The sequence below is a fragment of the Streptococcus sp. SCPM-O-B-15294 (M123) genome, from assembly GCF_058200455.1.
This window is the reverse complement of the sequence record NZ_JBYQGU010000004.1, coordinates 63158-78569: the sequence shown is the minus strand read 5'-3', so window position 1 is coordinate 78569 and position 15412 is coordinate 63158. Positions and strand designations below refer to the sequence as shown.

Annotated in this window: 9 protein-coding genes; all 9 read left to right on the top strand. The window is 42.8% G+C overall.

What is annotated here, in order from left to right; translation table 11 throughout:
* Positions 1-82 precede the first annotated feature (82 nt).
* The 9 genes from AC3E8G_RS04120 to AC3E8G_RS04080 all read left to right on the top strand — a co-directional run bounded on the left by AC3E8G_RS04120 (position 83) and on the right by AC3E8G_RS04080 (position 15307).
* Positions 83-4474 carry a PolC-type DNA polymerase III gene (locus AC3E8G_RS04120; protein WP_490677096.1) on the top strand — a complete coding sequence of 1464 codons (4392 nt, stop codon included), beginning with the start codon at positions 83-85 and terminating at the stop codon, positions 4472-4474.
* A 537-nt stretch (positions 4475-5011) separates the two neighbouring features.
* Positions 5012-6322, top strand: coding sequence for a DUF262 domain-containing protein (locus AC3E8G_RS04115; RefSeq protein ID WP_490677095.1), 1311 nt, complete (start codon positions 5012-5014; stop codon positions 6320-6322).
* Entirely contained in the window at positions 6316-8190 is a 1875-nt protein-coding gene (locus AC3E8G_RS04110; protein WP_490677094.1) for a DUF262 domain-containing protein, read from the top strand. Before AC3E8G_RS04115 ends, AC3E8G_RS04110 begins: the two co-directional genes overlap by 7 nt.
* Positions 8191-8295: 105 nt before the next feature.
* Positions 8296-8559, top strand: coding sequence for a type II toxin-antitoxin system RelB/DinJ family antitoxin (locus AC3E8G_RS04105; RefSeq protein ID WP_490677093.1), 264 nt, complete (start codon positions 8296-8298; stop codon positions 8557-8559).
* Entirely contained in the window at positions 8552-8830 is a 279-nt protein-coding gene (locus AC3E8G_RS04100) for a type II toxin-antitoxin system YafQ family toxin (protein WP_045504411.1), read from the top strand. The genes AC3E8G_RS04105 and AC3E8G_RS04100 overlap by 8 nt, the downstream gene beginning before the upstream one ends.
* A 37-nt stretch (positions 8831-8867) precedes the next feature.
* Positions 8868-9563 carry a hypothetical protein gene (locus tag AC3E8G_RS04095; RefSeq protein ID WP_490677092.1) on the top strand — a complete coding sequence of 232 codons (696 nt, stop codon included), beginning with the start codon at positions 8868-8870 and terminating at the stop codon, positions 9561-9563.
* Positions 9560-9709, top strand: a complete 150-nt coding sequence (locus AC3E8G_RS04090) for a hypothetical protein (RefSeq protein WP_414286400.1) — start codon at positions 9560-9562, stop codon at positions 9707-9709. The genes AC3E8G_RS04095 and AC3E8G_RS04090 overlap by 4 nt, the downstream gene beginning before the upstream one ends.
* Before the next feature lie 18 nt (positions 9710-9727).
* On the top strand, positions 9728-10969 hold the full coding sequence (locus AC3E8G_RS04085; RefSeq protein WP_490677091.1) for an aminopeptidase: 1242 nt from the start codon (positions 9728-9730) through the stop codon (positions 10967-10969).
* A gap of 615 nt (positions 10970-11584) precedes the next feature.
* Complete coding sequence (locus tag AC3E8G_RS04080) at positions 11585-15307, top strand: family 20 glycosylhydrolase (RefSeq protein ID WP_490677090.1); 3723 nt, start codon at positions 11585-11587, stop codon at positions 15305-15307.
* Positions 15308-15412: the final 105 nt, after the last annotated feature.

The following is a 15412-nucleotide window of genomic DNA, read 5'->3' as shown; positions in this document are numbered from 1 at the left end:
CCGCACCTGGCCCTATTCTTTTTTGGTCGAAAAACGGGCTGATTTATGGTAAAATAGGGTCACTACTGTACGAGGAAATATCATGTCAAACAAGTTTGAAATCTTAATGAATCAGTTGGGAATGCCTTTGGAAATGCGTGAATCAGACGCTTTTAAAGGGGCTGAAATCCAAGAGGTCATCGTCCATAAGCTCAGTCGTGTTTGGGAATTTCGTTTTGTTTTTGCCGAAATTCTTCCCATCACGATTTTTCAGGAGCTCAAAAACCGCTTGGCTGAGGAGTTTTCAAAGACAGGAAATCGAGCGGTGTTTGAGATTCATGTGAAGAATCCAACTTTTAGTGAGGAGCTCTTGCAAGCCTATTATCAGGAGGCTTTTGAAGATGGTCCCTGTGCGAGTCAGGGCTTTAAGAGCATGTATCAGCACCTACAAGTCCGCTCTCAAGGAGAAGAGTTGATCATTAGTGGTCCTTCATCTGTGGATACGGAGCACCACCGGAAAAACCATCTGCCTAATCTTGCTAGTCAATTGACCAAGTTTGGTTTTCCTCATTTCCAATGTCGGGTCGAGGCGGATGACCAGTTGACAGAAGAACTCCAGCAGGCCTTCGAGGCTGAGAAGGATCAAATCTTCCAAGCTGCTAATGAAGAAACCTTGCGGGCTATGGAGTCCTTGTCTCAAATGGCCCCACCACCAGCAGAGGAAAAACCAGCCTTTGATTTCAAGGCCAAAAAGGCTGCGGCCAAGCCTAAGCTGGATAAGGCAGAAGTCACTCCTATGATTGATATCACGACAGAAGAAAACCGCATTGTCTTTGAAGGAGTGGTCTTTGATGTTGAGCACAAGGTGACTCGGACAGGTCGGGTCTTGATCAATTTCAAGATGACCGACTATACCTCCAGTTTTTCACTCCAAAAATGGGCTAAAAATGAAGAAGAAGCTCAGAAGTTTGACATGATTAAGAAAAACTCTTGGTTGCGGGTCCGTGGGAATATCGAGGTCAATAACTTCACACGCGATTTGACCATGAATGTCCAGGATGTCCAAGAAGTGGTCCACTACGAGCGCAAGGATCTGATGCCAGAAGGCGAGCGTCGGGTCGAGTTCCATGCCCATACCAATATGTCGACTATGGATGCCCTACCTGAGGTAGAGGAGCTAGTCGCAAAAGCAGCCAAATGGGGCCACAAAGCAGTGGCTATCACAGACCATGGAAATGTTCAGTCCTTCCCTCATGGCTATAAGGCTGCCAAGAAAGCTGGTATCCAACTCATCTATGGGATGGAAGCCAATATCGTTGAAGACCGCGTGCCGATTACCTACAATGAAGTTGATCTAGACCTTCATGAAGCAACCTATGTGATTTTTGACGTGGAAACGACGGGATTCTCAGCGATTTACAATGATCTGATTCAGGTTGCCGCTTCTAAAATGCACAAGGGCAATATCATTGCTGAATTCGATGAGTTCATCAATCCAGGTCACCCCATTTCAGCCTATATAACGGACCTGACAGGCATTACCGATGACCATGTTCGCAATGCCAAACCTTTGAAACAGGTCTTGGAGGAGTTCCAGGAATTCTGTCAGGATGCGGTTTTGGTTGCCCACAATGCCACTTTTGACATGGGCTTCATGAATGTCAACTACGAGCGTCATGGCCTTCCAAAAATCACCCAACCAGTCATCGATACGTTGGAATTTGCCCGCAACCTCTACCCAGATTTTAGATGGCATAGCTTGGGGCACTTGACCAAGCGCTTTGGGGTCGCCTTGGAACATCACCATATGGCCAACTATGATGCGGAAGCGACGGGGCGCTTGCTTTTCATCTTTATCAAGGATGTAGCAGAAAAGCATGGCGTGACCAATCTAGCCAAGCTGAATTTGGATTTGATTAGTCCAGATTCCTACAAAAAGGCTCGGGTCAAACACGCGACCATCTATGTCAAGAACCAGACCGGCTTGAAAAACATGTTCAAACTGGTCTCCCTTTCCAATACTCAATATTTTGAGGGTGTTCCTCGGATTCCGCGGACAGTTTTAGATGCCCATCGGGAAGGCTTGATCCTTGGATCAGCTTGTTCTGAAGGAGAAGTCTTCGATGCGGTCGTCTCTCAAGGAGTTGACGCGGCAGTGAAAGTGGCCAAGTATTATGACTTTATCGAGGTCATGCCTCCAGCCATCTATGCGCCCCTCATTGCCAAAGAGCAGGTCAAAGATATGGATGAGCTCCAAACTATCATCAAGAGCTTGATTGAGGTGGGAGATCGCCTTGGAAAACCAGTCCTCGCGACAGGAAATGTCCACTACCTTGAGCCTGAGGAAGAGATCTATCGGGAAATCATTGTCCGCAGTCTCGGGCAAGGGGCCATGATTAACCGGAATATCGGCCATGGAGAAAACGCCCAACCAGCACCCCTACCAAAAGCCCATTTCCGTACAACCAATGAAATGCTGGATGAATTTGCCTTTTTAGGGGAAGACTTGGCGCGCAAGATTGTCATTGAAAACACCAATGCCCTGGCAGAAATCTTCGAACCTGTCGAAGTGGTCAAGGGTGACCTCTATACCCCATTTATCGACAAGGCCGAAGAAACAGTTGCCGAGTTAACCTATCAGAAGGCCTTTGAAATCTATGGAAATCCATTACCTGATATTGTGGATCTGCGGATTGAAAAGGAATTGACCTCTATCTTGGGGAATGGATTTGCCGTGATTTATCTGGCCTCGCAAATGCTGGTGCATCGTTCCAATGAGCGGGGCTACCTGGTTGGATCGCGTGGATCCGTTGGCTCCAGCTTTGTCGCGACCATGATTGGGATTACGGAGGTTAATCCGCTCTCGCCTCACTATGTCTGTGACCAGTGCCAGTACAGTGAGTTCATCACTGATGGCTCTTATGGATCTGGTTTTGATATGCCGGATAAGGATTGTCCAAACTGTGGCCACAAGCTCAGCAAAAACGGCCAAGACATTCCGTTTGAGACCTTCCTTGGTTTTGATGGGGACAAGGTACCCGATATTGATTTGAACTTCTCAGGGGAAGACCAGCCGAGTGCCCACTTGGATGTTCGCGATATCTTTGGGGAAGAATATGCCTTCCGGGCAGGAACAGTAGGTACAGTTGCGGCCAAGACTGCCTATGGGTTTGTGAAAGGCTATGAGCGAGACTACGGCAAGTATTACCGGGATGCAGAGGTGGAACGTCTGGCGCAAGGTGCCGCTGGGGTCAAACGGACGACCGGTCAGCACCCAGGGGGAATCGTCGTTATTCCAAACTATATGGACGTCTATGATTTCACCCCTGTTCAGTACCCAGCAGATGATGTGACTGCTGAATGGCAAACCACTCACTTTAACTTCCACGATATCGATGAGAACGTCCTCAAGCTCGATGTCCTGGGACACGATGATCCGACCATGATTCGGAAGCTCCAGGACTTGTCAGGCATTGATCCAAACGATATTCCTATGGATGATCCTGGTGTCATGGCCCTCTTTTCAGGTACAGATATCCTAGGAGTCACACCGGAGCAAATCGGTACTTCAACCGGTATGCTGGGAATCCCAGAGTTTGGGACTAACTTCGTTCGGGGGATGGTCGATGAGACCCATCCTACCACCTTTGCCGAATTGCTTCAGCTTTCTGGTCTGTCTCACGGTACCGACGTATGGTTAGGAAATGCCCAAGACTTGATCAAGGCTGGGATTGCTGACCTATCAACCGTTATCGGATGTCGGGATGACATCATGGTTTACCTCATGCACGCAGGACTCGAACCCAAGATGGCCTTTACCATCATGGAGCGGGTGCGGAAAGGCATGTGGCTTAAGATTTCTGAAGAAGAGCGCAATGGTTATATCGAGGCCATGAAGGCTAACAATGTACCTGAATGGTACATCGAGTCTTGTGGAAAAATCAAGTACATGTTCCCTAAAGCCCATGCGGCAGCCTACGTTATGATGGCCCTCCGTGTAGCCTACTTCAAAGTGCACCATCCTCTCTACTATTACTGTGCTTACTTCTCTATCCGTGCCAAGGCCTTTGATATCAAGACCATGGGTGCAGGACTAGAAGCCGTGAAAGCGCGAATGAAGGACATCGCTGAAAAACGCAAGAACAACGAAGCTTCCAATGTGGAGATCGACCTCTACACCACCCTTGAAATTGTCAATGAGATGTGGGAGCGAGGCTTCAAGTTTGGGAAGCTAGACCTTTATCGCAGTGATGCGACGGAATTCTTGATCGATGGAGACACCCTCATTCCACCATTTGTTGCCATGGATGGATTGGGAGAAAACGTAGCAAAGCAGATTGTGAGAGCTCGGAAAGAAGGAGAATTCCTCTCTAAAACAGAGTTACGCAAACGTGGTGGCGTCTCCTCAACCTTGGTAGAAAAGATGGATGAGATGGGAATTCTTGGCAATATGCCTGAGGATAACCAGCTCAGTCTCTTTGATGATTTGTTTTGATGGATAAATGATTTTTATTCAAAAGTTATCAATCTTAGATGAACAAAAGTCATAATTACATGATGAAGTAACTAATTTATTGAATTGTTCATTTTCTAAGTTTGGAAGAATGTTACATTATCTTTTCAGGAGTAGGACAGAACGAAATTTACTAAAAATCGTACTGTTTTACTCCTATTTTATATACTTGTATTCTCAAATAGAGAAAGTTTATTATAGTTGATCTTAAATTGAGAAAAATAATATTATGTTCTTTCTATATAATATTGACATCATAGTTTGTACATGCTATACTATCTCTGATAATAAATGATTAATATATGATTAAAAAAGTTGGAAGAGGCGTAGATATGACTGAATGGATTGTTATTGATCAGTTTGGTAATATGATTGCACAAGGATTTTGGACAAAGGAAGCAGCAGAGTAGTATTCAAAAAATATTCCTAATACAAGTGTTATTCCAAAGAATTAGCTACTCTTAACTACAGATTCATATGAATTTGTAGTTTTTTTAAAATACAATAAAGGCGGATGAAATGGGTATTCAATTTACTTCTAAAAAGGTTGGGGAACTATTGAAAGAAGGTAATTTGCGGATTCCTTCTTATCAAAGACCTTATAAGTGGAACAGAAAGCATATCCGTAATCTTTTTTATGATTTACAAGATGCTATGGAAAAAAAGGAATATCAAGTTGGCTCTGTTATCTTGCATGAGAATGGTGAATACTTAGATATTGTAGATGGGCAACAACGGCTAATTTCTATTTCTTTATTTCTTCATTTATTAGAGAAATTAGAGAATTATGAAGGTGCTAATCAACTTTTAGGTGCTGAATTTGGAGAGATATCCTGCTATCATGCGAGCGAAAATTATAATGAGTGGGAAAATTTAGCTCAATTGGTTGGTTCAAACCAGGCAAAAGGAATTTGCGAATTTTTATTAGAAAATTGTTCTATCTCTTGTATCGTCATGCCAGAGGAACGTTTATCAGAAGCTTTTCAATTATTTGACTCTCAGAATAATCGTGGCAAATCTTTAGAACCTCATGATTTACTCAAAGCCTACCATCTGCGTCAACAAGAAACAGAAGATGAAAAAATTGTTGAGAAATGGGAGCAGTTTGTGGAAGATAACGATTTAAGTCTGAAAGATCTATTTGATAAGCATCTTTTTCGTATGAGACGTTGGTCGAGGGGAGAAACAGGATTAACCAATAAGCGTTATGGTTCATATCTGCGTTTTACAGAATCTTTTATTGATGATTTTAAAGGTGTTGATTTAAGTCAGAATTTTCCATACCTAGAATTATACCGTCATATTGAAAATTTCCCTATGTCAATAACCATGCCAATCATTGATGGAAGTAAATTTTTTAAGTATATTGAATCTGTCCATCAAACGATTAAAGATCATATAGATATTTTGAATAAACAGTTAGGAATTTCTAATGATTCTAAAAGGGCAGAAAATAGTTCAGATTATCCAAAAGGTATGTTGAAAATTTACAATAGTTCAAAAGGACGCTATATCAAGTGTCATAATTTGTTTCTAAATATTTGCTTGCTTTTTGCAGAGAGATTTGGAAAAGAAGAGCTATCAAAAGAAATAGTAGAGACCTTGTTTATTTGGGCTTACTACCCGCGTGTAAAGTCTCGTGCTATATATGATGCTACTTTAGGAAACTACGCTGCAGGCGGGAAGTTCAGACAAAGAGAAGTTCAAAAACTTTTCCAAATTTTAGCCCATGCTGTAACTCCAAATGATTTCATGCTTAAGATAGATAGAGAATTATTTGAAAATTATACTGTGGAGCAGATTATAGAGGAGGAAAGAGGGAAATGGTAGAGACACATATCAGCTTGTCCGTTGATCGTTTATTAAACGAAGATAGCTATGCTATTCCTCTTTATCAGAGAAATTTTTCCTGGACTTATGATGAGATCGAGCAGTTATTGAACGATGTAGCAGATGCTTATCAAGAAAAGAGAGACAATTACTATATTGGAACATTAGTTGTCAATGAAGAGAATGGTCTTTTTAAAATTATAGATGGTCAACAACGAACAACAGCCCTTAATTTAATTGCTTTGGTTTTGAAAAATGAGTTTAATTTTGACAAATTAGAGGAGGTTAACTTAACTTTCCCGGCTCGGAGAAGATCAAATGAGAATATTCAAAAACTATTTATCAATGAAAAAATTTCTGAGAACGATGAAAATGAATTAACTAGAGGTTACAGACATGCTAAAGATGCCTTGAAAAAAGTGCTAGGAGAGCGCCAACTTGAACCTCAGTCCTTCGTTGATTATCTTTTTAATAAAGTCATCATTTTTCGAAGTATACTTCCTAAAGATTTAGATTTGAATCTTTATTTCGAACGTTTTAACTCTCGGGGAGAACAACTAGAAGCTCATGAAATTCTTAAGGCACAAATGATGGCTAAGTTTGGAGAAAATCAAGAAACAGCAGAAAAATTTGCTAGAATCTGGGATGCTTGCGCTGAATTTGATAAGCCGGTAGCAAGTCAATTTAAGATGAGGCGGAAGAGGGCAGACAGTTTTCAGGAGCGTGAACGCATTTTTGGATGGCACTTTTCAAATTACTCATTTCATAATATTTATGATGACTTTGATTTTTATCAAAATGAAAGAAGAAAGTTATCAGATGTATTAGGAAAAAAGATAAATGAAAAAAATATAGAAGTAGAAAAAGATTTTGGTGATTATACCCAAGTTATAGATTTTCCTACCTTCTTACTCCATGTATTGGCTATTTGGGAAGGTAGAGATCCCAGTGAGGTTCAGCTAGACGATAAGAAACTCTTAACTCTATTTGATATAAAAAATAAAAATAAGACTTGGATTATTGAATTCAGTGAATTTCTTCTTAAAATAAAACATATTTTTGATAATTACATCGTTAGAAATTCAAATATGGATTCTTCAAGCAGAAATAAGGATGAATGGTTTTTGCAGAAGGGAACTTATTATGAATATCAACCTAACGGAAAAGCGAAAGAGCATTACATAGTTGAAGAACGCTTTACTAAGAATACATTTTCAGATTCGGAAATTAACCAAAACATTATTCTTCTTCAATCTATGTTTGCTGTGACTTTCACTGCCAATCGTGATAGTCGTTGGTTATATGAAATTTTGCAATTCCTCTTCGAGAATATTGAGGAACTAAATGATCAAGAATTTGCTATTCGATTTAAGGATTTTCTTGAAAAAATGGCTGTGAGATATGCTGAGGGAAGATTGTTCACCGAGGAAGATATTATTAAGAAATATGGTGACATTCCTGTTTATGCATTTAATTTTATTGATTACATCTTATGGAAAAATCGTGAAGAGTTAGGAAGGGAGTATAAAGGTGTTATATTTGATCATTTCAAATTTGCATATCGTCGTTCAATAGAGCATTGGTTTCCACAACATCCAAATAGTGACGAAAAAGTTGAAAAAATGAATGATCAATTCTTACACTCCTTTGGGAACCTTTGTATCATTACAGATAGTCAAAATTCAAAATTTGGAAATTTAGTTCCGAGTGCAAAATATAAACAATGGGAAGGAATTTTTGATCGTCAGAGTCTAAAATTACAAATTATGGCTAGCATAACAGAAAAAACTAAATGGGGATCGGATCAAATAAAAGGGTTGGAAAAAGAAATTTTGCCTATGGTCAAAAAATTTATAGAAAGCAAGTAATAAGAATTGATTTAACCATTAATTTTTGAGAAGCTAATGTATATCCGATAGATTTACAATAGCCTTCTTTTTTGTTACAATAAAAGATAGAAAGAAGGTGAGAATATGTCAAAGACGAGCATGAGTATCCGTTTGGATAGTGAGGTCAAGGAGCAGGCTCAACAGGTTTTTAGCCATTTAGGGATGGATATGACTACAGCCATAAACATTTTCCTCCGTCAGGCTATTCAATATCAGGGCTTACCTTTTGATGTTCGATTAGACGATCATGGGAAGTTGCTTCAAGTCGTAACGGATGTAGAGCAAAATCGGAATATGAGTCAATCCTTTGAATCAGTCTCAGATTTGATGGAGGATTTGCGTGCTTAAGATTCGCTATCATAAACAGTTTAAAAAAGATTTTAAGTTGGCAATGAAGCGTGGTTTGAAGGCAGACTTATTAGAAGAAGTCTTGGATTTTCTGATTCAAGAAAAAGAACTTCCTGTTAGATATCGTGACCATCAACTGACCAACTCCAAGCATTTCCAAGGTGTTCGGGAGTGTCATATCCAGCCGGATTGGCTTTTGGTTTACAAAGTAGATAAGGACGAATTGATTTTAAACTTGCTAAGGACAGGAAGTCATAGCGATTTGTTCTGATGGATTCAACGATCCTCGCTCGGTTTGAGGTTGGTTAATGATAGAAAAGAAAAAAAGAGCAACATCCTGGAAGTCAGGGAAAGTCATTTCCATTCGCCTACGAAATGGTGTTTATGTCTTAGCACAAATGGTACGAGAGCCCTATTTGGTGTTTTTTAACCATTTTAAGGAGGAAAATAGCTGGAAGGGAGTGACCTTGAAAGAGGAGAATATTCTCTTTTGTAAAGCAGTCACTCGTCAGTTTCTACGCTCTAGTCCTGTAACGATTGTCAAAGATCTTGAGCCTCTCTTAGATTACCGGCTGCCTAAAGAATGGATTTATAGTCATATGGGAGGGCATCCGATTACGGTTTCGGTGAAGGGACAGGAGCGCCAAGTAGCTGGTTTTGGTCATCGGCTTTCCTTGGTTGAGGCGGACAAGGAAAGTGGCCAACCAGAGGACAATCCTCTGATGGGACTCTTCCAAACCTATATCCTACCAGATATCCAAGAGCAAGATTGGGAGCGGGTCGGTCAGGCTGAGCTCATGTCTCTAGAAGTCTTTCCGACGCTCAATGAACGTCTTTATCTCTGCTTTCTCTATGGGAGAAATGTGAATCCAGAGCTAGATATCTCTTTGGGAAAGCCCCTGCCCGATGCTTATGAAACCTATCTCGATATTCTTACCAACAGCCCAGAGGTACGACGCCTCTATCTAGGTGAGGAGGATGCTAAGAAAGGAATAGAACGATGAGAGTCAAAATTTTTGCAGCAGACAAACCTGCTCAAAAAACATTTAGCTATCAATTAGAGCTAGATACCGATACAATTTTAAAAGTCACTGGCTTGGTCTGCTCCACTGTCGTGGTAGCAAACCTCTTGTCACTCTTAAAGGATTAATATAGAAAAGGATTGAACATGGTTTTACCAAATTTTAAAGAAAACTTAGAAAAATACGCAAAATTGTTGGTTGCAAACGGCATCAACGTGCAACCTGGCCATACCTTGGCTTTGAACATCGATGTGGAGCAAAGAGAATTGGCCCACTTGATCGTGAAGGAGGCCTATGCCTTAGGTGCACATGAAGTAATCATCCAATGGGCAGATGATTTTACTACCCGTGAAAAATTCCTCCATGCACCGATGGATCGCTTGGACAATGTGCCTGACTACAAGATTGCAGAGATGAACTACCTCTTGGAACACAAGGCCAGTCGCTTGGGTGTGCGCTCGTCTGATCCAGGTGCTTTAAACGGTGTCGAGGCAGAGAAGCTTTCTGCTTCTGCTAAGGCTTTGGGCATGGCTATGAAACCAATGCGCATCGCTACTCAATCCAACAAGGTCAGCTGGACTGTTGCTGCAGCAGCAGGTTTAGAATGGGCGAAAAAGGTCTTTCCAAATGCTGCAAGTGATGAAGAAGCAGTGGATCTCCTGTGGGATCAGATCTTCAAGACCTGCCGGGTATACGAAGAAGATCCAGTCAAAGCTTGGGAAGAGCATGCGGCTATTCTCAAGAGCAAGGCAGACACTCTTAATAAGGAACAATTCTCAGCTCTTCATTACACAGCACCAGGAACAGATTTGACTCTTGGCTTGCCGAAGAACCACGTCTGGGAATCTGCGGGAGCTATCAATGCCCAAGGCGAAGGATTCTTGCCAAACATGCCGACAGAAGAGGTCTTCACAGCTCCTGACTTCCGTCGCGCAGAAGGTTATGTCACCTCTACAAAACCGCTTAGCTACAACGGAAACATCATCGAAGGCATCAAAGTGACCTTTAAAAATGGAGAAATCGTAGATATCACAGCAGAAAAAGGCGACCAAGTCATGAAAGATTTGGTCTTCAAAAACAAGGGAGCGCGTGCCTTGGGTGAATGTGCCCTTGTACCAGATCCAAGCCCAATTTCTCAATCAGGCATTACCTTCTTTAACACCCTCTTTGATGAAAATGCTTCTAACCACTTGGCCATCGGGGCAGCCTATGCTACCAGTGTAGAAGGTGGCGCAGAGTTCACAGAAGAAGAACTCGAAGCAGCCGGCCTCAACCGCTCAGACGTCCACGTCGACTTCATGATTGGCTCAAGCCAAATGGATATCGACGGCATCCGAGAAGACGGCACCCGCGTCCCAGTCTTCCGAAACGGAGATTGGGCAATATAGGGAGCAGGACAGAAATCGGTAGACGCAGTCTCGATTTCGTAGTCCTGCCCCCACACAGTTGATTAGACTGGACGAAGAACCGAAAGGTTCAAGTACCGTCAATCAACCACTGTGCTAAGAGACAGAAATCAGTAACTCGAAGAGTTTGATTTCGTAGTTTTGCCCCCGCCCAGTTGATTAGGAAGTACGAGTACCGCAGGTAGGAGTAGCTCCAATCAACCACTGCGCCAAGAGACAGAAATCGGTAGACGCAGTCTCGATTTCTACCTCGCTTTTCGGTTTTAAGGCTCGGGCAAAAAAGGTCCACAGGACCTTTTTAGTACCCCCGCCCAGTTGATTAGGAAGGGCCTTGCTCCGCAATCCCTATTCGCCGCCTCAAAACAGTGTTTTGAGCAATCAACCACTGTGCTAAGAGACAGAAATCGGTAACTCGAAGAGTTTGGTTTTAACGACTAAGCTCTTTTTTGTGTCAGCTGGTTTTAATGAAATATAGGGATAAAATTTTATAGCTTCTTCTCTTAATTAAAGAACCTTTCAAAGAAGCCTTGACGAGGGCCTGCTTTCTAGATAGACTGGAAGTAAGCGTTTACACATAACAAATTTTAGGAGGTCCTGATGAAATCACATCAACCACGTTATTCTATTCGCAAGTATGCTGTAGGAGTTGCTTCGGTACTGGTTGGCTTTTTTGCCAGCGGTCAAGTCGTAGCTGCAGATACGCCAAGCGTTACAGAAAGCCCTGCAACGACTCTTCCGACACAGCCAAGTGAAGGAGACTTGCCTCAGTCTGCTACCGAGGAAGCTGCTCAGCCGGTAGTAGAAAAACCAACGGCTCCTGCTCCAATCGTCGATCAAAGTCAACCAACCCTACCTGATCGAGAATTGCGCGCATCCGACCTTGATCGCTTGATTCGTGAAGAAGCGGTCACTGTTACAGAAACTGATGGGACAGCTCAACCGGTAACAGCAGCGACTGAAACACCTGCTAAAGATCCAGAGCAAGAAGAAAAATTGGCCAAGAAAAAGGTCATCTCTATTGATGCCGGTCGCAAGTACTTCTCGCCGGATCAAATCAAGGAAATCATTGATGAAGCCAGCAAGACGGGTTATACCGATTTGCATCTCTTAGTGGGAAATGACGGCTTGCGCTTTGTCCTTGATGACATGTCCTTGCAAGTAGGAGATGCGTCCTACTCAAGTCAAGCGGTCAAAGAAGCTGTAGAAAAAGGAACCAAAGCCTACTATGATGATCCAAATGGAACAGCCTTGACTCAGGCTCAAATGGATGAGATTTTGGCTTATGCCAAATCCAAGAATATAGGCGTCATTCCAACGATTAATAGCCCAGGGCACATGGATGCAATTCTGACAGCTATGGAGCAATTGGGGATTGAAAACCCTCACTTTAATTACTTTGGTACGAAGAAGTCAGAACGGACCGTTGATTTAGACAACCAAAAAGCTCTAGATTTCACCAAAGCCTTGGTGGACAAGTATGCAGCTTATTTCAGTGGCAAGACAGAAATCTTTAACATCGGCTTGGACGAATATGCCAATGATGCAACAGATGCCCATGGTTGGCAGGTCCTTCAAGCTAGCAAGCATTGGCCAGATGAAGGCTATCCAGATAAAGGCTACGAAAAATTCATCCAATATGCCAATGATCTAGCGGCTATTGTGAAAAAACACAAGATGAAACCAATGGCCTTCAACGACGGTATCTACTACAATGGCGATACCTCCTACGGAACCTTTGATAAGGATATCATTGTATCCTACTGGACAGGTGGTTGGAACGGCTATGATGTGGCTTCGTCAAAATTCCTATCTGAACTAGGCCATCAAATTCTTAACACCAATGATGCTTGGTATTATGTCCTCGGCCGGGATAAGGCTGGATCTGGTTGGTACAACCTCGATCAAGGACTTGAAGGGATTTCCAAGTCTGCGATTGATGTTGTTCAAAAAAATGATGGGGCTAAGGTTCCCTTCATTGGTGGGATGGTAGCTGCCTGGGCAGATACGCCATCTGCAACCTATAAAAAAGAGCTACTCTTCAAGCTCATGCACGCTTTTGCGGATAAGAATGCGGACTACTTTGTAGCAGATCCTAAAGTCGTTGAAAAAGCTCTAGCGGAAGCTCCAACTGATTTGGACCACTACACACCAGAATCCCTAGTAGCCTATACAGCAGCAAAAAAGGCGCTGGAAGGAGTAGGAGCAGACACGACTCGGGCAGAAGCTAAGGAACTGATTGCTTCTCTCAAAGCCGCTCAAGAGTCCTTAGTCTATACAGAAAGCTATGCCAAAGAGTTGGCAGACAAGGAAGCGGCTGAAAAACTAGCTAAGAGCAAGGTGATTTCCATTGACGCAGGACGCAAATACTTCTCGCTAGATCAGTTGAAACGGATCGTCGATAAGGCCAGTGAGCTAGGTTATTCTGACTTGCACCTCCTTGTCGGAAACGATGGCATGCGCTTCGTTCTCGATGATATGACGGTGGAAGCCAATGGCAAGACTTATGCCAGCGATGACGTGAAACAGGCCCTTCTCGAAGGAACCAAGTCCTACTATGACGATCCAAATGGTCAAGCCTTGACCCAAGCAGAAATGGACGAATTGCTTGCTTATGCGACTTCTAAAGGAATTGGCTTGATCCCAGCAGTCAATAGTCCAGGTCATATGGATGCCATCTTGGTAGCGATGGAAAAACTAGGTATCGAACATCCGCAAGCGACCTTTGATACGGTTTCCAAGACAACCATGGATCTGACCAACGAAGAAGCGGTTAATTTCACCAAGGCCCTCATTGGCAAGTACATGGACTATTTCAAAGGCAAGTCTAAGATCTTTAACTACGGAACAGACGAATATGCCAATGATGCTACCAATGCCCAAGGCTGGTATTACCTCAAATGGTATGAGCTCTATGGTAAGTTTGCGGACTATTCCAATAGTCTTGCAGCTATGGCGCGTGAAAAAGGCTTGCAACCAATGGCCTTTAACGATGGCTTCTACTATGGAGACGAAGATGATGTGACCTTTGACAAGGACGTCTTGATTTCTTACTGGTCTAAAGGATGGTGGGGCTATAACCTCGCATCACCACAGTACCTCGCAGACAAGGGCTATAAATTTCTCAATACCAACGGTGACTGGTACTATGTTTTGGGCCATAAAGGAGATCAAAGCTATCCACTCGATAAAGCTCTTCAACATTCAGAAACTGTTCCATTTGAACAATTAGCTTCAACCAAATACCCTGATGTGAAATTACCAGTGTCCGGAAGTATGTTGGGAATCTGGGCAGATGAACCAGCCAATGAATACAAGGAAGAAGAAGTCTTCCAGGTCATGGAAGCATTTGCCAACCATAACAAAGACTATTTCAAGGCTGACTATACAGCCCTTCGTACGGCCCTTGCCAATGTTCCAACAGATCTTTCCATCTACACTGAGGAATCTCGTTCAGCTCTTGCAACGGTGCTAGATCAGTTAAATTGGACGATCAGTCGTGCTCACCAAGAAAAAGTGGCAGAGCAGGTTGAACAGGTCACTCAAGCTCTCAGTCAATTGAAACCAATCACCCAAGTGGGAAGCCTAGCAGAAGATGATGTCAGAGCCTTGGTAGAAGACAAACCAAGCTTGGAAGTCATTGAGAAAGAGCTAGATTTTGAACTTGTCGAACGGACCAATCCAGAACTAGCCAAGGGTGAACGAAAAGTGGTTCAAGCAGGTGTCAAAGGCCAGCAGCGTGAATTTGTTGCGGTTTCTGCCCTTGATGAGAGCCGCCAAGTGCTAGGAACAGAAGTATCGAAAGAAGCTGTTGCTGAGATTGTGGAAGTGGGCACCAAGGAGGCGGAAGTACTTCCTTCTACTCCAGAAACACCGAAGGTTCAAGGCTTCAATGGTGTGAAAGCCTTAGTACTCGATAAGCCAATCTTAGAGATTCTAGAGAAAGAAGTTGACTTTGAACGAGTTGAACGGACCAATCCAGAACTAGCCAAGGGTGAACGAAAAGTAGTCCAGGCAGGAGTGAAAGGTTTGCGCCGCGAATTCGTGATGGTTTCATCTCTTGATCAGAGTCGTCAACTGGTAGCGACTGAGCTGACCAGTGAAGCTGTTCCAGAAATTACAGAAGTAGGAAGCAAAGAACTTCAAGCATTTATCTCGCCTCTGAAACCAGAAAACTCTCGCTCAGAGAAGGGTGTACAGCAAGAAGCAGAAGGAAGCAAAGAACTTCCTCAGACTGGACAAGAATCTGTCCTAGGTTTGGCCTTGCTTGGAGCGATCTTAGGAGCGACAGGCATGAGTCTCAAAGGACGGAAAGAAGACTAATCAGCCCCCCGATTGAACTAAGTTTTTCTATTTTCCAGAGATGGAAAAGGAAAGACTTGGTTCTTTTTTGTCTCTACAACTGTACCCGGACAGTTTTCTCTTTTC

Excerpts from the sequence above, each read along its gene's own strand:
- AC3E8G_RS04120 (WP_490677096.1), top strand. The coding sequence starts at position 83 with ATGTCAAACAAGTTTGAAATCTTAATGAATCAGTTGGGAATGCCTTTG.
- AC3E8G_RS04115 (WP_490677095.1), top strand. The coding sequence starts at position 5,012 with ATGGGTATTCAATTTACTTCTAAAAAGGTTGGGGAACTATTGAAAGAA.
- AC3E8G_RS04110 (WP_490677094.1), top strand. The coding sequence starts at position 6,316 with ATGGTAGAGACACATATCAGCTTGTCCGTTGATCGTTTATTAAACGAA.
- AC3E8G_RS04105 (WP_490677093.1), top strand. The coding sequence starts at position 8,296 with ATGTCAAAGACGAGCATGAGTATCCGTTTGGATAGTGAGGTCAAGGAG.
- AC3E8G_RS04095 (WP_490677092.1), top strand. The coding sequence starts at position 8,868 with ATGATAGAAAAGAAAAAAAGAGCAACATCCTGGAAGTCAGGGAAAGTC.
- AC3E8G_RS04090 (WP_414286400.1), top strand. The coding sequence starts at position 9,560 with ATGAGAGTCAAAATTTTTGCAGCAGACAAACCTGCTCAAAAAACATTT.
- AC3E8G_RS04085 (WP_490677091.1), top strand. The coding sequence starts at position 9,728 with ATGGTTTTACCAAATTTTAAAGAAAACTTAGAAAAATACGCAAAATTG.
- AC3E8G_RS04080 (WP_490677090.1), top strand. The coding sequence starts at position 11,585 with ATGAAATCACATCAACCACGTTATTCTATTCGCAAGTATGCTGTAGGA.